Source organism: Bradyrhizobium ottawaense (assembly GCF_002278135.3).
In the GTDB taxonomy this organism is placed as follows: Bacteria; Pseudomonadota; Alphaproteobacteria; order Rhizobiales; family Xanthobacteraceae; genus Bradyrhizobium; species Bradyrhizobium ottawaense.
The window spans coordinates 1,340,001-1,364,086 of sequence record NZ_CP029425.2; the positions used below are offsets into that span (position 1 = coordinate 1,340,001).

The following is a 24,086-nucleotide window of genomic DNA, read 5'->3' on the forward strand; positions in this document are numbered from 1 at the left end:
GCACGGCTTTGCCGGCTATGACGACTACAACAACGTCGTCGACAACATCAGCCTGGTGATCGGCGGCTTCGATCCCGCGACCAAGAAATATGTCGGCCCCGAAGCCGTGATCAAGGCGCAGATCGCGCAGCTCCAGGCCGACAAGAAGATGCCGGCCAAGGACAAGAAGGAAGCGCTCGACGAGCTCAACGAGGCGCTGAAGACGCCGGCGCCTGCGGTCGAGAACAAGGCCAACATCGATCTCGTCGCCAAGTACTACGACAAGCTGGTCGCAGCGCTCGGCGATGACGAGAATTGAGCAAGGTCTGCGGCGCGATTGCTCGCGCCACGCAATCACTGCCGTAGGGTGGGCAAAGCGGAAGCGTGCCCACCATCCCTGTCCACATGCGTGAGATCGTGGGCACGGCGCTGTCGCGCCTCTGCCCACCCTACGATGTCTTCATCGACGCAACAGAAAAGCCCCGGGGACATCTCCGGGGCTTTTGTCGTTTCGCGCCTCGCAGCGCAGTGCGATTACGTCCGCGTCCGCATCCGCATCATGAAGCTGTCGAAGCTGAGCTCGGCGACCTGCATCCAGGCCAGCGAGTCGGCCCGGTAGGCGGTCAGGCTCGCATACATCTTGCCGAAATGCGGATTGCTCTTGGCGAGATCGGCGTAGATCTCGCCCGCCGCGCCATAGCAGGCCTCGAGCACCTCCTGGGGGAATGGCTTGAGGATCGCGCCGGCGGCGAGCAGCCGCTTGAGCGCGGGCGGATTGACCGAGTCGTACTTGCCGGTCACCCAGGTGAAGGTATCGAGCGAGGCCGCCGAAATCGCCGCCTGATAATGTTTCGGCAGCGCATTCCACTTCTCGAGATTCATGATGTTGTGGCCCTGGCCGGTGCCTTCCCACCAGCCCGGATAGTAGTAGTACTTCGCGACCTTCACAAAGCCGAGCTTCTCATCGTCATACGGGCCCACCCACTCGGCCGCGTCGATCGTGCCCTTCTCCAGCGCCGGATAGATGTCGCCGGCCGCGATCTGCTGCGGCACGCCGCCGAGCTTCGAGATGATGGTGCCGGCGAACCCGCCGACGCGGAATTTCAGGCCCTTGAGATCGTCGACGGTCTTGATCTCCTTGCGGAACCAGCCGCCCATCTGGGCACCGGTCGAGCCTGTCGGAACGCCGATCGCATTATGCTCCTTCAGCAGATCGTTGAGCATCTCCTGACCGCCATTCCACAACAGCCAGGAGATGTGCTGGCGGGTGTTGAGACCAAACGGCAGCGACGTGCCGAAGGTGAATGCCGGGTTCTTGCCCCAATAGTAATAGAGCGCAGTGTTGCCGATCTCGACGGTGCCGTTCGAGACGGCGTCGAGCACTTGCAGGCCCGGCACGATTTCGCCGGCGGCAAAGGGCTGGATCTGGAAGCGGTTGTCGGTGATCTCAGCGACGCGTTTGCAGAAATATTCGCAGCCGCCATAGAGCGTATCGAGTGATTTTGGCCAGCTCGCCGCCAGCCGCCATTTCACCTCGGGCATCGATTGTGCAACGGCCGGCGCGGCAACTGCACTCGCGGCCAGGCCCAGCCCGCCTGCCGTCAGAAACTTACGACGTTCCATGCGTCTCCCCTCTTCCTGTGATGTCGTGTCCTCGACGAGGGATCGCGATCTTGCGTCGCTTTATCTTCGCCGCTGGCCGACGTTTCTTGGCGTCCGAGATTTGGATGTCCCGGATCGCGGTCAGGATGACCAAAGGGGGAGCGCAAATCAAGCGCACTTTGGTTGCGCTATCGTCGCTGCCGTTCAATGCTGCGCTGCGAACGCGGCTTCCATGGCCTTTCGAACCTTCACCGTCTCATTGCCCGCGTCGAACTCGACGTCACTCCAGTGCACCACCGCGCCGTGTGCGACGTCGTGTTTCAGCTTCAGGCGATGCGCAAGTCCGATCGGCAAGGCGCCGGCCTTCAGGCTTGCTGCCGCCGGTACCAGCTTGCCCCACACCGTGTAGCCGCCTTCGCCGTCCAGCATCTCGCCCGCGCGCAGATTGCGCTTGGCGACCGCTGCGACGTCGCCCCGGAAGCCGCTGGCCTGACCGGTTGGCTCGCCGCGCAGCGCGGCCGACAGCACCGAGATATTCAGCTCGAGCCCGATCAGATGATAGGGCTTGTACATCGCAGCATAGCGTCCGCTGGCGTCGGTCTTGAGGCCGTATTGCCTGAAGCAGTCGGCGGCGTAGTCGTTCGGCGCCTCCAGCACGACATAGACGCCCCAGCGCAGGTCGCGGAACACCGGCCGTCCGTCGCGCTCGAGCGAGGACACGACCTCCACCAGACCCGCCCGATCCAGCACGCCGCCGCGCGAGCGCGGCCGCATGATGTGCGGGAGGTCGTCGACGCCGCAGGGCGGAAACAGCAGGCCATCCGCGGGCACGTCGAGGGCGCAGGCATTGGCGATCGCAGCCATCTCGATCGCCGATTTGGTGCCGTCGAGGAAGGAGTTGAACATCTGCGGATTCATGCCGGCCGATTGTGCCTCGCCCGCGGTGAGGCCGTAATGGTGCCAGACGCCGTCAGGCGTCACGTCGTGATAGGCCGGCAGGTATTTTGTCCCCTTGCCGGCGGCGACCACGCGGAAACCTGTGGCGCGGGCCCAGTCGACCATCTCCGCGGTCAATGCGGGCTGGTCGCCATAGGCGAGCGAATAGACCACGCCCGCCTTGCGCGCTTCCTCGGCGAGCAGCGGACCTGCCAGCACGTCGGCCTCGACATTCACCATTACGATATGCTTGCCCGCCGCGATCGCGGCGCGCGCATGCCTGATTCCGACGGCGGGATTTCCGGTCGCCTCCACCACCACGTCCATCGCGCCGCCGGCAATGGCGCGCGCGCCGTCATCGGTGAAGACCGTTGCGGCGATCCGCTCAGAGCTCCAGCCGACCGTGCGGCAGGCCTCGCGTGCGCGGTCGCGGTCGATGTCGACGATGATGGGCACTTCCAGCCCCGGCGTGTGGGGCACCTGCGCCAGAAACATCGAGCCGAACTTGCCCGCGCCGATCAGCGCGACACGAACGGGCTTGCCGGCGGAGGCGCGGGCCTGGAGGAGGCGGAAGAGGTTCATGGGAAATGTCCAGGATTGCAGTTGTGATCGGGGGACCACGCGAACTATCAACGTCGTCATTCCGGGGCGCGACGAAGTCGCGAGCCCGGAATCCATACTCCCGATGGTGGTTATGGATTCCGGGCTCGACGCTACGCGTCGCCCCGGAATGACAGTGAGAGACTACTCCGCCGCTTGCCTTGGTGCACGGGCAAGCCGCAGCAGCGCGTCGTCGTCCACCGTCTTGATCGGGGCGAAGTCGCGATGCGCGATGTAGTCCGGCCGCGTGGGATTGCGGATGTAGTTCGAGACGGCGTTCAGCGTCAGGTACACGATCTTGCGTGGGAAGGGCGTGATGTTGCCGGCCGAGCCGTGCACGAGATTGCCGTGGAACATCAGCATGCCCCCCGGCTTGCCGGTCGGCGCCACGATGCCGCCCTCCTTCACCAGCCGCGTCACCGTCGCCTCGTCCAGCGTCCACAGCGGATAGGAGGTGGTGGCGAGATCATGCGAGGCCTGGAGATCGCCGGCATTCTGGCTGCGCGGCACCAGCATCAGGGGGCCGTTGATCGGCATCACCTCGTCGAGGAAGATCGCAATGTTCATGGCGCGCGGCTCCGGCATGCCGTCGTCGCGCTTCCAGGTGCCGTAATCCTGGTGCCATTGCCAGACATCGCCGGTGAAGGCCGATTTCGCGTTGATCTTGAACTGGTGCATGTAGACGGGCTCGCCGAACAGCTGCTCGACCGGATCGATCATGCGCGGATGCGCGCCGAGGAGGCCGAACGCCTCATTGTAGAGATGCGCGGCAAAAGCCGTGCGCGGCGCGCCGCTCTTCTCGCGCCAGACTTCGGGACGGTTTGCGTCGTAGATGCCGACCGCCTCGCGCGCCAGCAGATCGACCTCTTCCTGGCTGAACAGCTCGGGCAGGAACAGCCAGCCCTCGCGGTGGAAGAACTCCAATTGCTCCTGAGACAGTTTCATGGGCCGTTTCCTCCTGTTTTGTTTGTTTTTGTCATTCCGGGGCGCGACGAAGTCGCGAGCCCGGAATCCATTTCTCCGCAGTTTCTGAGGCCCGATGGATTCCGGGTCGCGCTGTCGCGCGCCCGGAATGACGGCGTTTGTCGCTACGCCGCCGCCTCTTCGCTCGCCCTCAATCTTTCCTCAGTCATCCGTCCCGCCGTCTGCGCATGCGCCAGCGCGGCGGCTTCGGCCGCCTTCACGTCGCCCGCGAGAATGTGTCCGGCGATATCGGCATGTTCGGCCCAGGCGCTGCCGCGGTAGTCGAGCTCCGACAGCACCGTCGCCATCGAGCGGCGCATGTGCGGCCATTGCGGCGCAATGGTCTCCTCGATCACGGGGTTGCCGGCGAGCTGATAGATCGCGCGGTGAAAATCCACGTCGAGCACGATCAGTTCAGTGAGTGTCGTGTTGCGGTCGATGCCGCGCCCCGCGGCGAACGCAGCCTCCAGCCGTGCGCGTCCTGCCGCGTCGCTGGCGGCGCGCTTCGCCGCAAGCCGCGCGGCCAGCGCGTCGATCGCGCCGCGCACCTCGTAGAGTTGGCGGATGCGCGCGGGATCGAGCTGGGTGACCTCAAAGCCGCGCCGTCCGCTCTCGGCGACCAGACCCTGGCGGTGCAGCAGGTGCAGCGCATGCGAGACAGGCTGGCGCGACACGCCGAGCCTGTCGGCGAGCTCGTTCTGCCGGATGCGCTGGCCGGGCTGAAGCGTGCGGTCGGAGATCGCCTCCAGGATCCGGGCATAGACTTGGTCGATCAGGTTCGGGAGCGGGTCGAGAGGGATCACGCCGGCGGCTCCTACGAGGGAATACGGAATTCCGTATTCGACGGTATCGCGGGAGGGGAAGGGCGTCAAGACGGGCTCCGCGCCCACGCCATGGCGCCCCGTGCTGCTCCACTAAGTCATTGATATTACTGCGCCCGTCTACTGTGCATGGGGTTGTTTTCGCAAAAAAGGCGCCCGCCTCAGCCCTCCAGGACCTCCACCTCCAGCGCGGCGATCCCTTCCGCATCGGCCAGCGCCTCGATCCCGGCGATACGTTCGCCGTTGAACGTCACACGCAGCGCGATGCGCAGCTGTCCGCCGAGAATGACGGCAACGCCGATCTCGCCGTCGACCAGCGCCGTCCGCGCGGCCTGGGCGCGGCCCTTGTAGAGCTGCGCGACCGCGTCCGCGCCGCGGATCTCCGGCAGCGAGCCGAGCCGCACCGCGGCCATATCGGCGCGGAATACGACGTCGGGATCGAGCACGGCGAGCAGCCCCTCGAAATTGCCCTCGCGCGATGCCTTGAGGAAAGCATCGACGATTCCGCGCTGGCGCGACAGGTCGGTCTCGGGCACCGGTGCCCCCTGCACGCGCCGCCGCGCCCGGCTTGCAAGCTGTCGCGACGCGTCGACCGAGCGGCCGACGATCGGCGCGATCTCCTCGAAGGGCACTGCGAACATGTCGTGCAGCACGAAGGCGAGCCGCTCCGCCGGCTGCAAAGTCTCGAGCACGACGAGCAGCGCCGCGCCGACGGAATCGGCCATCTCCGCTTCGCGCTCCCGCGTTTCGTCGACCGGCTCCGGCACATGCGGGCCCATCGGCTCTTCCTTGCGCGACTTCCGCGCGCGCAGCATGTCGAGGCAGATGCGCGCGACCACGGTCGTCAGCCAGCCGCGCAAATTCGCGACATCGGACATGTCGTAGCGGCTGACCCGGAGCCAGGCCTCCTGCACGGCATCGTCGACCTCTGCGCCGGAGCCCAGCATCCGGTAGGCGACCGCGCGCAGATGGTCCCTGCTGGCCTCGAACTGGTGGCTGAGAAAATTGTCTTCGAAGTTTTTTTCGGTCATCGGTCACATTCCCTCGTCGCGATCCGTCATGCCCATGACGAAGCCAATCCGGCCGATGTGACCGGAACCTTCGCAATTCGAGCGATGGAGACGAAAAAGATGCACGCCCGCATGAATCACCCTGTCATGGTCCTCCCCGAGGCCATGAATGTCCTGCAGTCCCTCGGTAATCTGACCAAGCAGGGTCTGCCGGAAAAGCTCCTGGAACTGGTGCACCTGCGCGCCAGCCAGATCAACGGTTGCAGCGTCTGTGTCGACATGCATCCCAAGATCGCCCGCAAGCTGGGCGAGACCGACGAGCGCCTGTTCGCCGTGTCCGCCTGGCGCGATGCGCCCTATTTCACCGACGCCGAGCGCGCCGCGCTGGCGCTGACCGAGGCCGTCACGCGTCTCGCCGATCGCGAGGATCCGGTGCCCGACGCAATCTGGAACGAGGCCGACAAGCATTTCGACGAGCGCGAGCTCGCAACACTGGTCCTCTCGATTGCCACTATCAACGTCTGGAACCGGCTGAACGCGACGATCAAGATGCCGGTCGGCGTTTGGAAGGTGTGAGGTCTCTTTCCTTGCCTCTCCCCGCTTGCGGGGAGAGCTCCTATTCCGCCAGGAACCTGCTCACCACTTCGCCGAACTCCAGCGGGGCCTGCTCGAACATCCAGTGGCCGGCGTTCGGAATCATCGCCGTCCGGGCACCTGCGATATGCTCGGCAAGCACGCGCCACATCACCGAGAGGCTTCCCGTTGTCGCCCCGCCACCGATCAGCAGCGTGGGCGTCCGGATCGCCTGCGCATCGCTGAGCGTGTAGGGCCTGCGCTGCTCGTTGATCTGGCCGAGGAACGTCAGCGCGTTGTCGCGCAGCTGCTGCTTTGCCGCTGCCGGCACGCGCCGCCACGAGCCGTCACCCTCGATGCCCTCGTAGAAATTCTGCAGCGCGGCCTCGATATCGCCGGCGCGGATCATCTCGACCGATCGCGCGGTGCGCGCGGCCAGCGGCGGATGCGCGGGCGTGCCTTCCGGCACCGGCAGCGATGCGTCGAGATCGCCGCCCGGCTCGGCCAGCACCAGCTTTCGCACCAGATCAGGCCGCGCCTGCGCCACGCGAAACGCGATGTGTCCGCCGCGCGAATGACCCATCAGGTCGACGGGGCCGGGCCTCACTTGCTCGATGAAGGCGATCATATCGGCGACATGCTGCGCCATCTTGTAATCGTCGCCGACGGCGTCCCAATGTTCGGGGAAGAAATGCCGCAGGCTGACCGAGATCACCCGATGCGTCTTCGACAGCGGGCCGAGCACCGAATACCAGGTGCGGAAGTCGCCGAGCGTGCCGTGCACGCAGACCAGTGGATGGCCCTCTCCGACTTCGAGATAGGCCATGTCGTAACCGTTGACGCGAAATGTGTGCATGATCAGCTCGCCAGGAAGTCGAGAACCACTTCGGAGTATTTTTGCGGCGCCTGCTCGAACATCGGATGCGTTGCGCTCGGGATGATCGCGGTCTTCGAATAGGGCACATGCGCCGCGAGCGCATGCAGCACCTTCGGCAGCAGGCCCTTGGTCCGCGCCCCCAGGATGAACAGCGTTGGCATCTTGATCTGCTCCGCATCCGCCTTCGAGAACGGCGGGCGGTTGTCACGGACCTGCCCGATCAGGGTATAGGCATTATCGCGCAAATTCTGCTTCACCATCGCCGGCAGCCGCGGCCAGGTGCCGGCGCCTTCCAGCGTGTCCACGAACACGGCGAGGCCGCCGTCGACATCGCCGGCGGCGATCTTCTCGGCCGAGGCCACGAAGCGCGCCAGGAGCGGCGAGGGCCCGCCGGCATAATCGGGGTCGAGGCTCGCATCGAGTTCGCCGCCGGGCTCGGCCAGGATCAGCCGCCGCAACAGATCTGGCCGCCGCTGCGCCACGCGGAAACAGATGTGCCCGCCGCGGGAATGGCCCATCAGGTCGACTGGGCCGAGATCGAGCTTCTCGATGAAGGCGATGACGTCGTCGACATGCTGGGCGATCGAGTAGGTGTCGCCGATGCCGTCCCATCGCGCCGGGAAGAAGTGCCGCAGGCTGACAGCGATCACCCGGTGCCGTTGGGTCAGTGGGCCGAGCACGCAGCCCCAGGCCCGGAAGTCGTTGAGCGAGCCGTGCACGCAGACCAGCGGCGGCCGGCCGCTGTCCTCGCCCACATCGAGATAGGGCATGTCGTATCCGTTGACGTGGAGGCTCTGCATTCTTAGCTCGCGAAGGGGTTGGAACTCCTGTGCAAGATTCCCGGAAACCGGGTGGATCGCAACTATTTCCAAGCCTAGATTTGGCCCGAGATCACATTGGGGGCATGCGAGGCAACGCAAGCCAGGAACCAAGCCATGACCGACCAGCATTTCGCCCTGTTCGACACCAGGATCGGCCTCTGCGCCATCGCCTGGGGCCCGCGCGGCATCAACGGCACGCAATTGCCGATGGGCGGCGAAGGGAAGGTCCGCACCCGCATCAGCCAGCGGCACGCCGATGCCGTTGAGGCCGAGCCGACCCCTGAGGTGCGGCAGGCGATCGACCGCATGACAAAACTGCTCGCGGGCGAGCCGGATGACCTCACCGATATCGAGCTCGATCTCGACGGGGTGCCCGAGTTCAACCTCGGCGTCTATGCGATCGCCCGTGCCATCCCGCCCGGCAAGACCCTCACCTATGGCGACATCGCCAAGCAGCTCGGCGGCGTCCAGCTGTCGCGCGACGTCGGCCAGGCGCTCGGCCACAATCCGTGCCCGATCGTCGTGCCCTGCCATCGCGTGCTGGCTGCCGGCAACAAGCCCGGCGGCTTCTCGGCGAATGGCGGCGTGGTGACGAAGCTGAAGATGCTCGAGATCGAAGGCGCGCTGGTGAACCACACGCCGAGTTTGTTTGATTGAGACTACGGCAGCGTAGGGTGGGTTAGCCGAAGGCGTAACCCACCACCTTTGTCTCCGCAGAAGCAGAAGAGGTGGGTTACGCTTCGCTAACCCACCCTACGAACCGCGTGCTAAATCTTCGTCGCGGTCTTCGGCCAATATTTGTCGCGCAAATGCCGCTTCACCAGCTTGCCCGTCGGCGTGCGCGGCAGCTCCGCTTCGAAATCGATCGAACGCGGGCACTTGATGGCGGAGAGGCGGCCCTTGCAATAGGCGATCAAATCGGCCTCGAGCGCCTTGCCGGCGCGGCTCATGTCGTGCGGCTGCACCACCGCCTTCACCTCTTCACCCATCTCCTCGTTCGGCACGCCGAACACCGCAACGTCGGCGACGTCGGGGTGGGTGATCAGCACGTCCTCGGTCTCCTGCGGGTAGATGTTCACGCCGCCCGAGATGATCATGTAGGACTTGCGGTCGGTGAGATAGAGGAAGCCCTCCTTGTCGAGATAGCCGACATCGCCGAGCGTCGACCATCCTTTCGCGTTGTAGGCCTTCTTCGTCTTCTCGGGGTCGTTGTGATAGGTGAACGCTGGCGCGTCGGCGAAATAGACCGTGCCGATCTCGCCGAGCGGTTGCTCCTCGTCGTTCTCGTCCAGAATCTTGATCTTGCCGACCACGGCGCGGCCGACGCTGCCGCGATGCTCCAGCCATTGTTGCGAATTGCAGACGGTGACGCCGTTGCCTTCCGAGCCCGCGTAATACTCGATCAGGATCGGCCCCCACCATTCGATCATCTTCGCCTTGACGTCGATCGGGCAGGGAGCGGCGGCGTGGATCGCGCCCTTGAGCGTGGAGACGTTGTATCGGTTGCGAACCTCGTCCGGCAGCTTCAGCATGCGCACGAACATGGTCGGCACCAGCTGTGATTGGGTGACCTTGTATTTCTCGACGAGCTTGAGGAATTCCTCGGCGTCGAAATGCTCCATGATGATGGAGGTGCCGCCGAGCACGACCGCCATCATGTTGAAGCGCAAGGGAGCCGCGTGATAGAGCGGCGCAGGCGAGAGATAGGTGCTCTCTGCGTTCATGCCGCACATGTCGGCGCAGAGCACGCGCAGGAAGGCGTTCGGCACGTCGATCCTGTTGCCTTCGAACGCCTTCTTGATGCCTTTGGGCCGGCCGGTGGTGCCGGACGAATACAGCATGTCGTAGCCGGCGACCTCATCCGTAACAGGCGTGGTCGGCTGCGCCGCGGCCTCCTTGTCGTAGGAGCGAAAGCCGGGCTGTGGCTCGTCCATCATGTAGAAGACCGGCTCGCCGGGGGTGCCCTTGATCAGGCCTTTGATCTGGTCGGCGCATTTCGGCGTGGTGATCACGACCTTGGCGCCGCAATCAGCGATGATGTAGTCGATCTCGTCCTGCTTCAGATAGCGGCTGATCGCGGTGTAATAGAGCCCGCTCCGCTGCGCGGCCCAGCACAGCTCCATGAAGGCGAGGCGGTTCTCCATCAGCAGCGCGATGTGGTCGCCGGCCGTGAGGCCGAGCGAGCGGAACAGATGGGCGCCCTGGTTCGAAAGCTCGTCGAGCTCGCGATAGGTGATCGCCTTGCCGGTGCCGGCCATCCGGTAGGCGATCTTGTCGGGCGTGGTGCGGGCGTGGATGGAGGGGTGAGTCATGAGCGCAGGTCCCAAAGGCACACGAGATGTCGTCCCGGCGAAAGCCGGGACCCATAACCACAGGGCGTCGTTTGGCAGAGGATCGTCGTTCGGTACTGCGACCAACCACTATCGATAGATTTCGCGGTATGGGTCCCGGCTTTCGCCGGGACGACACCGTTAGTGTGGCGGCAGTAGCTTACAGGCGCTCCACGATCGTCACGTTGGCCATGCCGCCGCCTTCGCACATGGTCTGCAGGCCGTAGCGCTTGCCGCGCTGGTGCAGGGCGTGGACCAGCGTTGTCATCAGCTTGGTGCCGGAGCCGCCGAGCGGATGGCCGAGCGCGATGGCGCCGCCGTTGACGTTGAGCCTGTCAGGATCGGCGCCGGTCGTCTTGAGCCAGCCCGTGGGCACCGAGGCGAAGGCCTCGTTGACCTCGAACAGGTCGATGTCGCCGATCTTCATGCCGGCCTTTTCCAGCGCCTTCTTGGTGGCGTGCAGGGGGGCATCGAGCATGATGACGGGATCGCCGCCAGTCATGGTCATATGATGGATGCGAGCCAGCGGCTTCACGCCGAGCTGCTTGAGGCCGCGCTCGTTGACGACCATCACGCCGGAGGCGCCGTCGCAGATCTGGCTGGCGCTGGCCGCGGTCAGCTTGCCGTTCTCGGCGATCAGCTTGACGCCCTTGATGCCGTCGAGGGTGGCATCGAAGCGGATGCCCTCGTCGATGTGGTGGGTGTCCTTGCTGCCGTCGGCGCGGGTGATCTCGAGCGGCACGATCTCCTTCTTGAAGTGGCCGGCTTGCGTTGCCGCGATCGCGCGCTGATGGCTGTTATAGGAATATTCGTCCAGATCATCCTTCGACAGGCCGTACTTCTCGGCCATCATCTCCGCGCCGGTGAACTGGCTGAACACGATGTTGGGATAGCGCTGCTCGATGCCCGGGCTCTTGTAATTGCCAAAGCCATTCTTGGCGGGAAGCTGCGAGGACAGGCCCATCGGCACGCGCGTCATCGATTCCACGCCGGCAGCGATCACGACGTCCATGGTGCCGGACATCACCGCTTGCGCGGCGAAGTGCAGTGCCTGCTGCGAGGAGCCGCACTGGCGGTCGATCGAGGTGCCGGGCACGCTCTCCGGCAGCTTCGAGGCCATGATCGCGTTGCGCGCGACATTGTTGGACTGTTCGCCGACCTGCATGACGCAGCCCATGATCACGTCCTCGACTAGCGCAGGATCGACCTTGGTGCGGTCGACCAGCTCGTTCAGCACTTTTGCCGCGAGATCGGCCGGATGCCAGCCAGCGAGACGGCCCCCCTTGCGCCCGCCCGCGGTACGCGCAGCGGCGACGATGTAAGCCTCGGCCATGTCGGTTTCTCCCTGAATTCTTGATTGGGTCGGTTGTCGGGGCGGATTTAAGGGACGCAAGATGATTTAGTCAATCGATCAATTAATTCTTGTGATGAGGCGCTGCTTGGGCTTATCTGCGTGCCTCTCGAGGTGCATTCAGGGATCTCCGTGGCTACCAGCGTACCGAACAGGCTCCCCAGCGGAAAAAATTCCACGGCAGAGAAATTGCTCGTGGCCGCGAGCGAGTTGATGATCGAACGCTCCTCGATCGAGATCTCGCTCAGCGACATCGCCCAGAAGTCGGGCGCCAACGCCGCGCTGGTCAAATATCACTTCGGCAACAAGGACGGCCTGCTGCTGGCACTGCTCGCGCGGGACGCCGCGACCGAGATGTCCAATCTCGAATATCTGCTGGCGCAGCCGATCACGGCGACGGCGAAGCTCAAGCTGCATATCGGCGGCATCATCCGCGCCTATCACCGGTTCCCCTATATGAACCGGCTGATCCACTATCTCCTGCACGAGAGCGTCGCCGGCTCCGCGGACGAAGTTTCAAAATTCTTCGTGGCGCCGCTGCTCGACTTTCACCGCCGCCTGCTCGCCGAGGGCGTCAGCCAGGGCGAATTTCGCGCCACCGATCCCGTGCTGTTCTACACCAGCCTGATCGGCGCCTGCGATCATCTGTTCTTTGGCCGGCACGCGATGTCCCGCGCGACCGGCGTCGGCCCGGTCACCGACGACGTCTGCCGGCAATATATCAAGCACATGGAAACGCTGATCTGCGGCGGCATCCTCACGCAAGCCGGGGAAGCTGCCGCGGCCGGATGATCCGGCCGCAACTCTCAAGTCTAGAGAAGAAACGTCCAAGGAAAGGTAGCCTGTCATGGAATTGAAAGACGTAGCCGTTCTCATCACCGGCGGTGGTTCGGGCCTCGGCGAGGCGACCGCCCGCGCCATGGCGGCCAAGGGCGCCAGGATCGGCGTGATCGACCAGAACAAGGAGAATGCCGAGAAGGTCGCGGCCGAGGTGAAGGGCGTGGCGCTCCATGCCGACGTCACCAGCGAAGAGCAGATCAAGGCCGCGATCGCCAAGGCGGAAGCCGCGCATGGCGTTGCGCGGGTGCTGATGAACTGCGCCGGCATCGGCGGCTCGCAGCGCATCGTCGGCCGTGACGGCGTCTATCCCCTGGAGAAGTTCGCGCGCATCATCAACGTCAATCTGATCGGCACCTTCAACTGCCTGCGGCTGTTCGCCGAGCGCCTCGTCACGATCGAGCCAGTCGGTGAAGAGCGCGGCGTCATCATCAATACGGCCTCGGTTGCCGCTTACGAAGGACAGATCGGCCAGATCGCCTATTCGGCCTCGAAGGGCGGCGTCGTCGGTTTGACTTTGCCGGCCGCGCGCGATCTCGCCAGCCAGAAGATCCGAGTCAACACCATCGCGCCCGGCCTGTTCTTCACGCCGCTGCTGATGGGGCTGAACGAGGAGGCCCGCAAGAGCCTGGGCGCGCAGGTGCCGCATCCCTCGCGCCTTGGCGACGCCAAGGAATACGGCTCGCTCGCGGTGCATATCGTCGAGAACCCGATGCTGAACGGCGAGACCATCCGTCTCGACGGTGCCATCCGCATGGCGCCGAGGTAGCTGCAAACTCCGCTGTCGTCCCGGCGAAAGCCGGGACCCATACTCCGCGGCGTCTGTGGCGGGCACGCTGGCAGACGCGGTGCGCAAACAACAAACGCCTGTGGTTATGGGTCCCGGCTCGCGCTTCGCTTGGCCGGGACGACAGTGAGGAGGAGCGCCCCATGTCCCAACCGCTGCTGATCGAGCATGATGACGGCGTCGACCGGGTGACGCTCAATCGTCCTGACAGTCTCAACGCGCTCGATCCCGCGCTGATCGATGCGCTCAACGTTTATTTCCAGGGCCTCCAGCGCAACCGCGACACGCGTGTCGTGGTGCTGAAGGGGGCCGGCAAGAACTTTTGCGCGGGCCTCGATCTCAAGGCGGCCGTGGCCCGCCGGGCCGGGCAACAGGAGCCGCCTGGCGTCACGGAGTCGCTGGATTCGCAGCGCCGCATCGCCGACATCGTGATGCTGATGCGGCGCTGTCCGCAGCCAATCATCTCTCTCGTGCAAGGCGCGGCGGCCGGCGGCGGCTTTGCGCTGGCGCTTGCCTCCGACATCCGCATCGCGACGAAATCGGCGCGGATGAACTGCGCCTTCATCAAGCTCGGCCTGGGCGGCTGCGACATCGGCACCAGCTATTTCTTGCCGCGCCTCGTCGGCGTGTCCGTGGCGTCGGAGCTGATCCTCACCGGCCGGTTCATCGGCGCCGAGCGCGCGCTGGCGGTCGGGCTGGTCTCGGAGGTCGTCGAGGAAGACAAGCTCGATGCGGCGGCCGAACCCTATGTCGAGGCGATGATGACGGCGTCGCCCGTGGGCCTGCGTCTCTCCAAGGAATGCCTCAACATGAGCGTCGATGCGGGATCGCTGGAAGCAGTTATCGCTATGGAAGATCGCAACCAGGTCCTGTGCAGCCGTTCCGAGGAATTCTCGGAAGGCATCAGGGCCTTCCTTGAGAAGCGAAAGCCTGTCTATATCAAGCGCTGAACGAGAACGATCCGCAAAGGACGATAATTCCGGGAGACGCAAAATGAGTGGAAGCGCGGCGGCTGTGATGACGAAGCCCGCCTTTCGCAAGATCGAATGGCTCGCGCGCGACATCGACGTCGAGCGCCGCAGCGACGGCACAGTGGTGCTGAAGTCGCGCATTCCGCTGCAAGCTTACGAGAAGCACATTCCGGCATCGCTGGCGAAATGGGCGAAGGAAGCGCCCGAGCGCATCTGGCTGGCGCAGCGCGGCGGTCCGAACCGCGAATGGCGCAAGGTGTCCTATGGCGAAGCCAAGCGCACCGTGGATGCGCTGACGCAAGGGCTGCTCAACCTGGGACTCGATGGTCGGCCCGTTGCGATCCTCTCCGGCAATTCGATCGAGCATGCGCTGATGACGCAGGCCGCGATGCAGGCGCGTTCGCCAGCGGCGCCGGTGTCGCCGGCCTATTCCTTGATGAGCCACGATCACGTCAAGCTGAAGTATCTGTTCGACCTGATCAAGCCGGCCGTGGTGATGGTGCAGGACGGCCCGACCTTCGAGAAGGCACTGAAGGCGATCGATCTCACCGGCGTCACCGTGGTTCACGTCGCGCGGCCATGTGAGGGCATCAAGAGCGTCAGCTTTGCTGAGCTCGCGGCAACTCCGGTGACCAAGGACGTCGAGGAGTCGATCGCCAAGATCACGCCCGACACCGTCGGCAAGCTGCTGTTCACGTCAGGCTCGACCGGCATGCCCAAGGCCGTCATCAACACGCAGAAGATGATGTGCGCCAATGCGGCGATGATGATGCAGGTGCGGCCGCGCTCGCCTGATGGTCCTGTTGCGACCATGCTGGACTGGATGCCCTGGAATCACACCATGGGCGGCAACGCGGCGTTCCACCCGATCCTGGTCGATGGCGGCACGCTCTATATCGACGATGGCCGGCCGATGCCGGGCCAGTTCGAGGAGACGCTGCGAAACCTGCGCGAGATCTCGCCGACCTACTACGCCAATGTACCGGCCGGTTACGCGGCGCTCGCGGCCGCCATGGAAAAGGATGATGCGCTCTGCCGCTCGTTCTTCAAGAACCTGTCGATCATGGCCTATGGCGGCGCGCGGCTGCCTGATGATCTCTACGATCGCATGCAGGCTCTCGCCGTCAAGACCACCGGCGAACGCATCGTGTTCTACACCGGCTGGGGCTCGACCGAGACCGCGCCGACCTCGACCGGCACCTATTGGGACACCGAGCGCGTCGGCCTGATCGGCCTGCCATTCCCCGGCGTCGAGTTGAAGATGGTGCCGTGCGGCTCGAAATACGAATTGCGGCTGCGCGGCGTCAACGTTACGCCGGGCTATTTCGGCCAGTCTGAGCTGACAAAGAAGATGTTCGACGAGGAAGGCTTTTACTGCATCGGCGATGCCGGGATCTTCGTCGACGATGCCGATCCGGTGAAGGGCATCATCTTTGCAGGCCGCGTGGTCGAAGACTTCAAGCTCACCACCGGCACCTTCGTGCATGTCGGCTCGCTGCGGACCGATGCGATCGCGGCGGCCACGCCTGTCGTGCACGACGCGCCGGTCGCGGGGCAGGACCGCCCGTTCATCGGCCTGCTCGCCTGGCCCAATTTGCACGCCTGCCGGCAACTCGTCGGCAATCCCGAGCTGAGCTTCGAGGACGCAGTGAAGCACCCCGAGATCGTCGCCTGCTTCAAGCGCGGGCTGGAGGCGCACAACAGGGAGTGCGAAGGTGCCAGCAGCCGCATCATCGCGCGCGCCATGCTGATGGTCGAGCCGCCCTCGATCGACGGCAACGAACTCACCGACAAGGGCTACATCAACCAGCGCGCCGGCCTCGAACGCCGCGCGGCACTAGTCGAGCGGCTCTATGCCGACAAGCCTGATCAGGATGTGATCGTGCTGAAATGAAGACGACACTCGCTCACCTCGTCATTCCGGGATGGCCCGAAGGGCCAGGCCCGGAATCCATAACCCCGGCTCGTGGTTATGGATTCTCAGATGTGCAATTGCGCATCATAGCTCGCGACTTCGTCGCGCCCGGGAATGACGGTCTCAATGACAACGAATAAGAGGTAGCCCGCCATGAACTTCGATTTCTCCGACGACCAGAAGCAGCTCCGCGATCAGGCGCGCAAATTCCTCACCGAAAAATGCTCGCCGAAGGCGGTGCGTGTGGTGCTCGACGGCAAGGCGCCCTACGACAAGGAACTCTGGAAGGGCCTTGCCGAGATGGGTTTCCTCGGCGTCGCGATCCCCGAGGAGTTCGGTGGCGCGGGCGCCGGCCATCTCGAGCTCTGCGTGATCGCCGAGGAGATGGGCCGCGCGAACGCGCCGGTGCCGTTCTCGTCAACCGTGTATCTCGCCGCCGAAGCGCTGCTGATCGCAGGCAGCGAGGCGCAAAAGAAGAAATGGCTGCCGGCGATTGCCTCGGGCGAGGCGATCGGCACGCTGGCGCTGTTCGAGGGCAAGGGCAATCCGTCGCCGGAGAGCGTCAAGCTCACGGCCGCGAACGGTGTCCTGAACGGCGTGAAGAAGCCTGTCGCCGACGGTGCGGTCGCCGACTTCGCGGTGGTCGCGGCGCGCACAGGAGCGAGCGGGCGCGACGGTGATATCTCGCTGTTTCTCGTTGATCTCAAGGCCGGTGGCGTCGAGGTGAAGAGCCTCGCCAATCTCGATCCGACCCGCGGGCAGGCGGAGATCACCTTCAAGGACGCTAAGGCCGAGCCGCTCGGCGCTACCGGCGAAGGCTGGAGCATTTTGATCCAGGTGCTCGACCGCGCCGCGGTGCTCTGTGCGTTCGAGCAGGTCGGCGGCTCCGACCGTGCGCTGGAGATGGGCCGCGACTACGCACTCGACCGCATCGCCTTCGGCCGCCAGATCGGCTCGTTCCAGGCGGTTAAGCACATGCTGGCCGACATGTATGTCTCGGCCACGCTGGCGCGCTCCAACAGCTATTACGGTGCCTGGGCGCTTTCGACCAACGCGGCTGAATTGCCGGAAGCCGCCGCTGCCGCGCGCATCAGCGCGACGCAGGCGTTCCAGCACTGCGCCAAGAACAACATCCAGGTCCACGGCGGCATGGGCTTCACCTGGGAGTTCGACTGCCACATGTACTACCGCCGCGCCAACGCCATGGCGCTCGGGCTCGGCAGCCTGTCCTATTGGGAAGACCAGTTGATCGACCGCATGCGCAAGAAGAACGCGGCGTAATCCGCCGCTCGTATCCCGGACGCGATGCGGCACGTAATGCCGCTTCGCAGAGCCGGGACCCAGAGGCCGCAATGGACCCCGGCTCTGCAGCGCATCACTTCGTGCTGCGCAGCGTCCGGGGAACGAACCGAGAGATGAGACCATGAATTTCGACGACAACCCGCAGGAAGCCGAGTTCCGCGCCACCGCGCGCACCTGGATCGGTGCGAATGCGCCCAAGCAATACGAGGACGAGCTGCGCAAATCCTCGCTTGGCCGCACGCAGTTGAAAAACGCCAACATTCTCGAGGTCGCAAAAGCCTGGCAGAAAAGGAAAGCCGATGCCGGCTGGGCCTGCCTGCACTGGCCGAAGGAGTATGGCGGCCGCGGCTCATCGCCGATCGAGCGCGTGATCTGGCAGCAGGAGGAAGGGCCGTTCGGACTGCTGTCCCGCATGTTCATCATCGGCCACGGCATGTGCGGGCCGACCATGATGGCGTTCGCGCGCGAGGAGCATAAGCGCACCTATCTGCCGCCGTTGGCCTCCGGTGAAAAGATCTGGTGCCAGCTGTTCTCCGAACCGGCCGGCGGTTCTGACGTCGCGGGCTTGCGCACGCGCGCGGAGAAGGACGGCGACGACTGGATCATCAACGGCCAGAAGATCTGGACCTCGGGCGCGCATTATTCCGACTACGGCATCTTGCTCACGCGCACCGATCCGACCGTGCCCAAGCACAAGGGCCTCACCACGTTCTTCCTGGACATGAAGAGCCCGGGTGTCGAAGTGCGGCCGATCAAGCAGGCGAGCGGCGCTTCCGACTTCAACGAGGTCTATTTCACCAACGTCAGGATTCCTGATCATCAGCGCCTCGGCGAGGTCGGCGACGGCTGGAACGTCTCGCTGACCACGCTGATGAATGAGCGCAGCGCGATCGGCGCGGCCGTCGCGACCGGATTTCCGGAGCTGTTCGAGTACTGCTCCAGCCTGATGCTCGACGACGGCCCCGCGATCGAAGATCGCGCGGTACGCTCGAAGCTGGCGAACTGGGCGGTGAAGGCGAGCGGGCTGAAATACACCAGCATGCGCGCGATCTCGGCGCTGTCGAAAGGCGAACGGCCGGGGCCGGAAAATTCCATCGGCAAGCTGGTGGCGGGCTCGATGATCCAGGACGTTGCGACCTACGCGTTGGACCTGCAGGGTGCGGGCGGCGTCGTCAGCGGCGAGGATGGCGAGCTCGCCGGCCGTTTCCAGGCGATGCTGCTGCGCGCGCCCGGCACCCGCGTCGAAGGCGGCACCGACGAGATCATGCGCAACATCATCGCCGAGCGGGTGCTGGGCCTGCCCGGCGATATCAGGGTCGACAAGGACGTGCCGTTCAACAAGATCCCGACGAAGGGAAGATGAATGCGTGTCCCGGACGCGGCGCAACGCGCCGGCGAGCCGGGATCCAGAAACTACAATGGGCCCCGGCTCTGCAGCGCACCGCTCCGCGCTGCGCCGCGTCCGGGGCACGAGAGAGGAGAGCTCGAAGATGAATTTCGACGACACCCCGCAGGAAGCCGCGTTCCGCGCCTCCGCGCGCCAATGGGTCGACGCCAATGCGCCGAAGGAGTTGCATGCCGAGCTGTCAAAATCATCGCTCGGCCGCATTCGCCTTGCCAGCCACGACATCGTCGAGGTCGGCAAGGCCTGGCAGAAGAAGAAGTTCGAAGGCAATTGGGCCTGCCTGCACTGGCCGAAGGAATATGGCGGCCGTGGCGCGACGCCGATCGAGAAGGTGATCTGGCAGCAGGAAGAGGGTGTCTACGGCAAGCTGACGCAGCCGTTCCAGATCGGCGAGGGCATGTGCGGCCCGACCGTGATGGCCTTCGGCAGCGAGGACGCCAAGCGCCGCTATCTGCCGAAGCTGGCTTCGGGCGAGGAGATCTGGTGCCAGCTGTTCTCGGAGCCGTCCGCAGGTTCGGACGTTGCGGGCCTGCGCACCCGCGCGGAGAAGAAGGGCGATAACTGGATCGTCAACGGCCAGAAGATCTGGACCTCTGGCGCGCATTACTCCGACTACGGCCTTCTGATCGCGCGCACCGATCCGAACGTGCCCAAGCACAAGGGCCTCACCATGTTCTTCCTGGACATGAAGAGCCCCGGCGTCGAGGTGCGTCCGATCAGGCAGGCCAATGGCATGCAGGAGTTCAACGAGGTCTATTTCACCGACGTCGTGATCCCAGACAGCCAGCGGTTAGGGGCTGTCGGCGAGGGCTGGAGCGTCTCGCTGACCACGCTGATGAACGAGCGCATGTCGATCGGCTCGCGCCTTGCGACCGGCGTCCCGGAAATGTTCGAGTTCTGCTCCAATCTGATGCTGGAAGATGGCCTCGCGATCGACGATCCTGCGGTGCGTTCCAGGCTCGCGAGCTGGGCGGCCAAGTCGAGCGGGCTGAAATACACGAGCTACCGCACGATCTCGGCGCTGTCGAAGGGCGAGCGGCCAGGCCCGGAGAATTCGATCGGCAAGCTGGTGTCGGGCATGATGCTGCAGGACATCGCGACCTACGCCATGGACCTGCAAGGCGCGGCCGGTGTTCTCACGGGCAGCGACGAGGAAACCGTGCAGGGCCAGTTCCAGCAGATGCTGCTGTCCTCGCCCTCGATGCGCATCGCCGGCGGCACCGACGAGATCCTGCGCAACATCATCGCCGAGCGCGTGCTGGGACTGCCCGGCGACATCCGCGTCGACAAGGACGTGCCGTACAACAAGATCCCGACCAAGGGGCGGTGATATCACCTCTCGCTGCATCTCGTAGGGTGGGCAAAGCGAAGCGTGCCCACCATATGCAGATGCTCCGGAGCAAGTCTGTCGGTGGGCACGGCGCGATGCGCCTTTGCCCACCCTACGAGGAGAGCGCGAGCTGAACCATGGACGCTACCGTCAAACAAACCGATCGCATCGGCGTACTCGAAGAGCTGCTCAACGAGCGCTACTCCGTCCGGGCCTTCCTTCCCAAAGAGGTTGACCGCGCGACCATCGAGCATGTGCTGACCACCGCGCAGCGCACTGCGTCCTGGTGCAACAGCCAGCCCTGGCAGGTGATCATCGCCAGCGGCGAGGCCAAGGAGCGCTTCCGCAAGGCGATCTACGCGGAAGCCTCGGGCGGTCTCGGCGACGACTACGATTTCACGCCGCCGCGCGAGTATGTCGGTGTTTATCTGGAACGCCGACGCGAAAGCGGCTTTCAGCTCTACAACACGCTCGGCATCATCAGGGGCGACAGAAGCGCCTACGCCAGGCAGGCGCTGGAGAACTACAATTTCTTCGGCGCGCCGCATGTCGCCATCATTCACACCAACGAGCCGCTCGGCATTTACGGTGCGATCGATTGCGGCGCCTATGTCAGCAATTTCATGCTGGCCGCGCAGGCGCTCGGGCTGGGCACGATTCCGCAGGCGGCGCTCGCGCGGCATTCCGGATTCATCCGCCGCCACTTCAATCTGCCCGACGATCGCCGCGTCGTCTGCGGCATTTCGTTCGGCTATGCCGACGACGCCCACAAGGTCAACAGCTACCGCACCTCGCGCGCCAGCGTGGCCGAGACCGTGACCTTCGCGGACGAGTGATCAAGCGGCATAGCTCTGCGCTATCGCTGCCGGACGCACGCGAAGACGGCCGTGAGAACGGCCGTCTTCATCTCATCTGAGCTCGGGTTGACGCCGGCCGTCAGCCGCCGCTGCCGCCGATCACGGCCCGCACGGTCTCGTCCGGGCCAAAGTCCTCGGCGCCGTCGACATAAAGCAGCGCGGCGAGCTTCGACCGCGCGCGGTTGACGCGGCTCTTGATCGTGCCGACCGCGCAGCCGCAGATCGAGGCCGCGTCTTCGTAGGAGAAGCCGGAGGCGCCGACCAGAATCAGCGCTTCACGCTGGTCCTGTGGAAGCTTGTCGAGCGCCGTGCGAAACTCCTCGAACTCGAGATGCGCGTTCTGCGACGGCTGTGTCTTCAGCGTCTTGGCGTAGTTGCCTTCGGCGTCCTCGACCTCGCGCCGCCGCTTGCGATAATCGGAGCGGAAAAGGTTGCGCAGGATCGTGAACAGCCATGCCGGCAGATTGGAGCCGGGCTGGAACGAGTCGATGTTGGCGAGCGCGCGGAGCAGCGTCTCCTGGACCAAATCATCGGCGCGGTCCGCATTGCCGCTGAGCGAAATGGCGAACGCGCGCAGACTGGGCACGGCCGCCAGGATGTCATTACGCAGGGAGTCCGTGAGAGGCATTAATCCCTCCCATTGTTGTCGTTGGATCCGCCCTCATTTCCCACGTGGGGTGTCGCTCCCGGCGCATCAAGCTTCTTGATCAGCTCTGCGAACCGATCTGGAACCCCTTGTCGCACGACATCATCATACATGGCGCGCAACTGGTGCCCGATCCGGGATTGAATCTCCGGAGTGAGGCCTCCCTTGCCGGGGGTCGTGCTTCTGCTGGCTTGAGACTTGAGATCTTTCATGACCTGTTCCACGTTTCCCCGAGTTAAGTGACTGTAAAATCGAGAGGTTTTCTCAACCGGGAGCCGTTCCCTGGATAGGCTCAATTCGAGGTTCGAGAAAAAGTTCCCGCTCAGACGGAACTTTTCTTGGCCTGAGGCGTAATCAGCCCAGCAGGGGAACCCGGGCCCCCCTCGGATTGCCTGGACCTTAAGGTTGGCCCGAAGATGAATGGAGTGGGGATGTCCCGTTCACAGCTTGTTGCTGAACACTTGCCGTTGTTGCGCCGGTACGCACGCGCCCTGACGGGCAGCCAGGCCTCCGGTGACGCCTATGTCGCAGCCATGTTGGAAGCCATGCTGGGGGATCCCTCGGTGCTGGACGAGAGCCATGGGCCGCGCGCGGGCCTGTTCCGGCTGTTCACCCAGATCTGGAATTCGGTCTCCGTCAACGATGATTCCGAGGTGACGACCTTGCCGATGCCGCCGGAGCGGCGGCTGTCGAACATCACGCCGTTGCCGCGCCAGGCCTTCCTGCTGCTCTCGCTGGAGGGATTTTCGGAAGAGGAAGTCGGCTACATCCTCGGCACCGACGTCGCCGAGACGCGGCGGCTTGCGGATGCCGCCGGACGCGAGATGGCCGCCGAGATCGCCACCGACGTGCTGATCATCGAGGACGAGACCTTCATCGCCATGGACCTCGAGAGCCTGGTGAAGAATCTCGGCCACAATGTCGTCGGCGTCGCGCGCACGCATGCCGATGCGGTGGCGCTGGCCAAGAACAAGCGGCCCGGCCTGATCCTCGCCGACATCCAGCTCGCCGACGGCTCGTCTGGCCTCGACGCCGTCAACGAGCTGCTGCGCACGTTCGAGGTGCCCGTGGTGTTCATCACCGCGTATCCCGAGCGCTTCCTGACCGGCGAGCGCCCGGAGCCGGCGTTCCTGATCTCAAAACCGTTCCAGCCCGCGATGGTCTCGGCGGTGGCGAGCCAGGCGCTGTTCTTCCAGCGCAACTCGCGCAACCGCACACCGAAGGCGCCGGCGGCTTAATAGAGCTGGCCATTTGGCCAAACGATCCGATCCGGCGTGCTGCAAGGCACGCCGGATTTTTCGTTTCGCCTGCCGTGCTTGACGTGCGTCGGCTTCGCCGCTCATACCTCCTGCATTGATCCCAGCCGGAGATGTGCCCATGGACCAGCAACTCCTCGATCGCCTCGCCATCCGCGACCTCGTCGAGAACTGGGCGGTGTGGCGCGATGCCGGCGACTGGGAGCGCTTTGCCACGGTCTGGCACGAAGAGGGCTGGATGTCCGCCACCTGGTTTCAGGGGCCGGCGCGGGATTTCATGCGCGTCAGCCAGGAGGGATTTGCCAGGGGCGTTCGCATCCTGCATTTCCTCGGCGGCACCCGCATCGACCTCGCAGGCGAACGGGCCATCGCGCAGACCAAGATGACGATTTCGCAGCGTGCCCCGGTGCACGACGTCGTTTGCGACGTCGTCTGCACCGGGCGCTTCTACGATTTCCTGGAAAAGCGGCAGGGAAAATGGGGCATCGTCCGCCGCCAGCCGATTTATGAAAAGGATCGGATCGACCCGGTCGATCCCGCCGCGACGCTCCGTCTCGATCAGACAGCGCTCGCCGGGCTGCCCGAAGGCTATCGCCACCTCGCCTACATGCAGGAGCTGATCGGCTACAAGGTCAAGCGCGACATGCCGGGGCTGATCGGACCCGAGGTCGAGAAGCTCTATGGCGAAGGGCGGGAGTGGCTGGCGGGGAAGTGAACCCCAGAAAAAAAGTAAGGCGCGACTGGCATCACCACAGTCGCGCCCTACGTCGCCGGCTTATGGGGCAGGGGGGAATAGCCGGCTGTTGAGACGACTCCTGTCTGCGAAAGTCGTTCCACCCCTCGCGGAATATTTTGTGCACGTTGTCGCATTTGTCGCACACGGTTAAGTGATCGTAACCGCTGAGAACCCCTGATCC

The 24,086-nt window shown here is 64.5% G+C and carries 24 protein-coding genes (1 of these 24 only partly in view); 13 read left to right on the plus strand and 11 right to left on the minus strand.

Features of this window, described 5'->3' with window-relative positions:
* A protein-coding gene (locus CIT37_RS06370; protein WP_095425161.1) for a hypothetical protein crosses the window boundary here: on the plus strand, positions 1-298 show its end. The gene continues 311 nt to the left of window position 1, outside the view; only the last 298 of its 609 coding nucleotides appear in the window; its start codon lies off the left edge, out of view; it ends in the stop codon at positions 296-298.
* A gap of 215 nt (positions 299-513) precedes the next feature.
* Here CIT37_RS06370 and CIT37_RS06375 read toward each other — a convergent pair whose 3' ends face one another.
* From CIT37_RS06375 to CIT37_RS06395, 5 genes are all read right to left on the minus strand, one after another.
* Positions 514-1,602, minus strand: a complete 1,089-nt coding sequence (locus tag CIT37_RS06375) for a TRAP transporter substrate-binding protein (protein WP_028139955.1) — start codon at positions 1,600-1,602, stop codon at positions 514-516.
* A 183-nt stretch (positions 1,603-1,785) separates the two neighbouring features.
* A complete protein-coding gene (locus CIT37_RS06380; protein ID WP_161966338.1) occupies positions 1,786-3,099 on the minus strand; it encodes an NAD(P)H-dependent oxidoreductase in 1,314 nt (437 codons plus the stop codon).
* A 162-nt stretch (positions 3,100-3,261) separates the two neighbouring features.
* Entirely contained in the window at positions 3,262-4,062 is an 801-nt protein-coding gene (locus CIT37_RS06385) for a phytanoyl-CoA dioxygenase family protein (protein WP_038950644.1), read from the minus strand.
* 143 nt (positions 4,063-4,205) lie between these two features.
* Entirely contained in the window at positions 4,206-4,883 is a 678-nt protein-coding gene (locus tag CIT37_RS06390) for a GntR family transcriptional regulator (RefSeq protein WP_038974671.1), read from the minus strand.
* A gap of 179 nt (positions 4,884-5,062) precedes the next feature.
* A complete protein-coding gene (locus CIT37_RS06395) occupies positions 5,063-5,932 on the minus strand; it encodes a sigma-70 family RNA polymerase sigma factor (protein WP_095425163.1) in 870 nt (289 codons plus the stop codon).
* Between the two features lie 99 nt (positions 5,933-6,031).
* Here CIT37_RS06395 and CIT37_RS06400 point away from each other — a divergent pair, with 99 nt between their 5' ends.
* On the plus strand, positions 6,032-6,487 hold the full coding sequence (locus CIT37_RS06400) for a carboxymuconolactone decarboxylase family protein (RefSeq protein ID WP_038950641.1): 456 nt from the start codon (positions 6,032-6,034) through the stop codon (positions 6,485-6,487).
* A gap of 40 nt (positions 6,488-6,527) precedes the next feature.
* Here the strand turns inward: CIT37_RS06400 and CIT37_RS06405 are convergent, their stop codons facing one another.
* Both CIT37_RS06405 and CIT37_RS06410 read right to left on the minus strand, forming a co-directional pair.
* A complete protein-coding gene (locus CIT37_RS06405) occupies positions 6,528-7,340 on the minus strand; it encodes an alpha/beta fold hydrolase (protein ID WP_095425164.1) in 813 nt (270 codons plus the stop codon).
* Positions 7,341-7,342: 2 nt separating this feature from the next.
* Positions 7,343-8,161 (minus strand): alpha/beta fold hydrolase, encoded by an 819-nt coding sequence (locus CIT37_RS06410; protein ID WP_095425165.1) that lies wholly within the window; start codon positions 8,159-8,161, stop codon positions 7,343-7,345.
* 135 nt (positions 8,162-8,296) lie between these two features.
* On the opposite strand from CIT37_RS06410, the gene CIT37_RS06415 reads away from it, so the two are divergent.
* Positions 8,297-8,839 (plus strand): methylated-DNA--[protein]-cysteine S-methyltransferase, encoded by a 543-nt coding sequence (locus CIT37_RS06415; RefSeq protein ID WP_038950638.1) that lies wholly within the window; start codon positions 8,297-8,299, stop codon positions 8,837-8,839.
* 110 nt (positions 8,840-8,949) lie between these two features.
* On the opposite strand, the gene CIT37_RS06420 is transcribed toward CIT37_RS06415, so the two are convergent.
* On the minus strand, positions 8,950-10,494 hold the full coding sequence (locus tag CIT37_RS06420; protein ID WP_038950637.1) for an acyl-CoA synthetase: 1,545 nt from the start codon (positions 10,492-10,494) through the stop codon (positions 8,950-8,952).
* A gap of 178 nt (positions 10,495-10,672) precedes the next feature.
* Entirely contained in the window at positions 10,673-11,845 is a 1,173-nt protein-coding gene (locus tag CIT37_RS06425; RefSeq protein WP_038950636.1) for an acetyl-CoA C-acetyltransferase, read from the minus strand.
* 231 nt (positions 11,846-12,076) lie between these two features.
* Between CIT37_RS06425 and CIT37_RS06430 the strand changes: the two genes are divergently transcribed.
* The 8 genes from CIT37_RS06430 (at position 12,077) to CIT37_RS06465 (ending at position 21,246) form a co-directional block, all read left to right on the plus strand.
* The gene (locus CIT37_RS06430; RefSeq protein WP_244429208.1) at positions 12,077-12,655 is read left to right on the plus strand and encodes a TetR family transcriptional regulator; all 579 of its coding nucleotides are present in this window, start codon (positions 12,077-12,079) and stop codon (positions 12,653-12,655) included.
* 55 nt (positions 12,656-12,710) lie between these two features.
* A complete protein-coding gene (locus CIT37_RS06435) occupies positions 12,711-13,469 on the plus strand; it encodes an SDR family NAD(P)-dependent oxidoreductase (RefSeq protein WP_028139958.1) in 759 nt (252 codons plus the stop codon).
* A 161-nt stretch (positions 13,470-13,630) separates the two neighbouring features.
* Positions 13,631-14,437: an enoyl-CoA hydratase/isomerase family protein gene (locus CIT37_RS06440; RefSeq protein WP_038950634.1), complete on the plus strand. Its 807-nt coding sequence runs from the start codon at positions 13,631-13,633 to the stop codon at positions 14,435-14,437.
* Positions 14,438-14,480: 43 nt separating this feature from the next.
* The gene (locus tag CIT37_RS06445; RefSeq protein ID WP_095425166.1) at positions 14,481-16,352 is read left to right on the plus strand and encodes an AMP-binding protein; all 1,872 of its coding nucleotides are present in this window, start codon (positions 14,481-14,483) and stop codon (positions 16,350-16,352) included.
* Positions 16,353-16,526: 174 nt separating this feature from the next.
* Positions 16,527-17,654, plus strand: a complete 1,128-nt coding sequence (locus CIT37_RS06450) for an acyl-CoA dehydrogenase family protein (RefSeq protein ID WP_095425167.1) — start codon at positions 16,527-16,529, stop codon at positions 17,652-17,654.
* A gap of 142 nt (positions 17,655-17,796) precedes the next feature.
* Entirely contained in the window at positions 17,797-19,038 is a 1,242-nt protein-coding gene (locus tag CIT37_RS06455) for an acyl-CoA dehydrogenase (RefSeq protein ID WP_095425168.1), read from the plus strand.
* 127 nt (positions 19,039-19,165) lie between these two features.
* A complete protein-coding gene (locus CIT37_RS06460; RefSeq protein WP_095425204.1) occupies positions 19,166-20,410 on the plus strand; it encodes an acyl-CoA dehydrogenase in 1,245 nt (414 codons plus the stop codon).
* Between the two features lie 137 nt (positions 20,411-20,547).
* The gene (locus tag CIT37_RS06465; protein WP_038973622.1) at positions 20,548-21,246 is read left to right on the plus strand and encodes a nitroreductase; all 699 of its coding nucleotides are present in this window, start codon (positions 20,548-20,550) and stop codon (positions 21,244-21,246) included.
* 100 nt (positions 21,247-21,346) lie between these two features.
* Here the strand turns inward: CIT37_RS06465 and CIT37_RS06470 are convergent, their stop codons facing one another.
* Entirely contained in the window at positions 21,347-21,895 is a 549-nt protein-coding gene (locus CIT37_RS06470) for a sigma-70 family RNA polymerase sigma factor (RefSeq protein WP_018316216.1), read from the minus strand.
* Positions 21,895-22,125 carry a NepR family anti-sigma factor gene (locus tag CIT37_RS06475; RefSeq protein WP_028139965.1) on the minus strand — a complete coding sequence of 77 codons (231 nt, stop codon included), beginning with the start codon at positions 22,123-22,125 and terminating at the stop codon, positions 21,895-21,897. The genes CIT37_RS06470 and CIT37_RS06475 overlap by 1 nt, the downstream gene beginning before the upstream one ends.
* Before the next feature lie 219 nt (positions 22,126-22,344).
* Between CIT37_RS06475 and CIT37_RS06480 the strand changes: the two genes are divergently transcribed.
* Both CIT37_RS06480 and CIT37_RS06485 read left to right on the plus strand, forming a co-directional pair.
* The gene (locus tag CIT37_RS06480) at positions 22,345-23,151 is read left to right on the plus strand and encodes a response regulator (protein WP_026201627.1); all 807 of its coding nucleotides are present in this window, start codon (positions 22,345-22,347) and stop codon (positions 23,149-23,151) included.
* A 139-nt stretch (positions 23,152-23,290) separates the two neighbouring features.
* A complete protein-coding gene (locus CIT37_RS06485) occupies positions 23,291-23,884 on the plus strand; it encodes a nuclear transport factor 2 family protein (protein WP_095425169.1) in 594 nt (197 codons plus the stop codon).
* Positions 23,885-24,086: the final 202 nt, after the last annotated feature.

Bases quoted from the DNA above. Each gene is read 5' to 3' on its own strand.
- CIT37_RS06460 (WP_095425204.1), top strand. From the start codon at position 19,166: ATGAATTTCGACGACACCCCGCAGGAAGCCGCGTTCCGCGCCTCCGCG.
- CIT37_RS06435 (WP_028139958.1), top strand. From the start codon at position 12,711: ATGGAATTGAAAGACGTAGCCGTTCTCATCACCGGCGGTGGTTCGGGC.
- CIT37_RS06425 (WP_038950636.1), bottom strand. From the start codon at position 11,845: ATGGCCGAGGCTTACATCGTCGCCGCTGCGCGTACCGCGGGCGGGCGC.
- CIT37_RS06480 (WP_026201627.1), top strand. From the start codon at position 22,345: ATGTCCCGTTCACAGCTTGTTGCTGAACACTTGCCGTTGTTGCGCCGG.
- CIT37_RS06485 (WP_095425169.1), top strand. From the start codon at position 23,291: ATGGACCAGCAACTCCTCGATCGCCTCGCCATCCGCGACCTCGTCGAG.
- CIT37_RS06385 (WP_038950644.1), bottom strand. From the start codon at position 4,062: ATGAAACTGTCTCAGGAGCAATTGGAGTTCTTCCACCGCGAGGGCTGG.
- CIT37_RS06465 (WP_038973622.1), top strand. From the start codon at position 20,548: ATGGACGCTACCGTCAAACAAACCGATCGCATCGGCGTACTCGAAGAG.
- CIT37_RS06475 (WP_028139965.1), bottom strand. From the start codon at position 22,125: ATGAAAGATCTCAAGTCTCAAGCCAGCAGAAGCACGACCCCCGGCAAG.
- CIT37_RS06445 (WP_095425166.1), top strand. From the start codon at position 14,481: ATGAGTGGAAGCGCGGCGGCTGTGATGACGAAGCCCGCCTTTCGCAAG.
- CIT37_RS06380 (WP_161966338.1), bottom strand. From the start codon at position 3,099: ATGAACCTCTTCCGCCTCCTCCAGGCCCGCGCCTCCGCCGGCAAGCCC.
- CIT37_RS06440 (WP_038950634.1), top strand. From the start codon at position 13,631: ATGTCCCAACCGCTGCTGATCGAGCATGATGACGGCGTCGACCGGGTG.
- CIT37_RS06420 (WP_038950637.1), bottom strand. From the start codon at position 10,494: ATGACTCACCCCTCCATCCACGCCCGCACCACGCCCGACAAGATCGCC.
- CIT37_RS06400 (WP_038950641.1), top strand. From the start codon at position 6,032: ATGCACGCCCGCATGAATCACCCTGTCATGGTCCTCCCCGAGGCCATG.
- CIT37_RS06455 (WP_095425168.1), top strand. From the start codon at position 17,797: ATGAATTTCGACGACAACCCGCAGGAAGCCGAGTTCCGCGCCACCGCG.
- CIT37_RS06410 (WP_095425165.1), bottom strand. From the start codon at position 8,161: ATGCAGAGCCTCCACGTCAACGGATACGACATGCCCTATCTCGATGTG.
- CIT37_RS06405 (WP_095425164.1), bottom strand. From the start codon at position 7,340: ATGCACACATTTCGCGTCAACGGTTACGACATGGCCTATCTCGAAGTC.
- CIT37_RS06450 (WP_095425167.1), top strand. From the start codon at position 16,527: ATGAACTTCGATTTCTCCGACGACCAGAAGCAGCTCCGCGATCAGGCG.
- CIT37_RS06415 (WP_038950638.1), top strand. From the start codon at position 8,297: ATGACCGACCAGCATTTCGCCCTGTTCGACACCAGGATCGGCCTCTGC.
- CIT37_RS06395 (WP_095425163.1), bottom strand. From the start codon at position 5,932: ATGACCGAAAAAAACTTCGAAGACAATTTTCTCAGCCACCAGTTCGAG.
- CIT37_RS06430 (WP_244429208.1), top strand. From the start codon at position 12,077: ATGATCGAACGCTCCTCGATCGAGATCTCGCTCAGCGACATCGCCCAG.
- CIT37_RS06470 (WP_018316216.1), bottom strand. From the start codon at position 21,895: ATGCCTCTCACGGACTCCCTGCGTAATGACATCCTGGCGGCCGTGCCC.
- CIT37_RS06375 (WP_028139955.1), bottom strand. From the start codon at position 1,602: ATGGAACGTCGTAAGTTTCTGACGGCAGGCGGGCTGGGCCTGGCCGCG.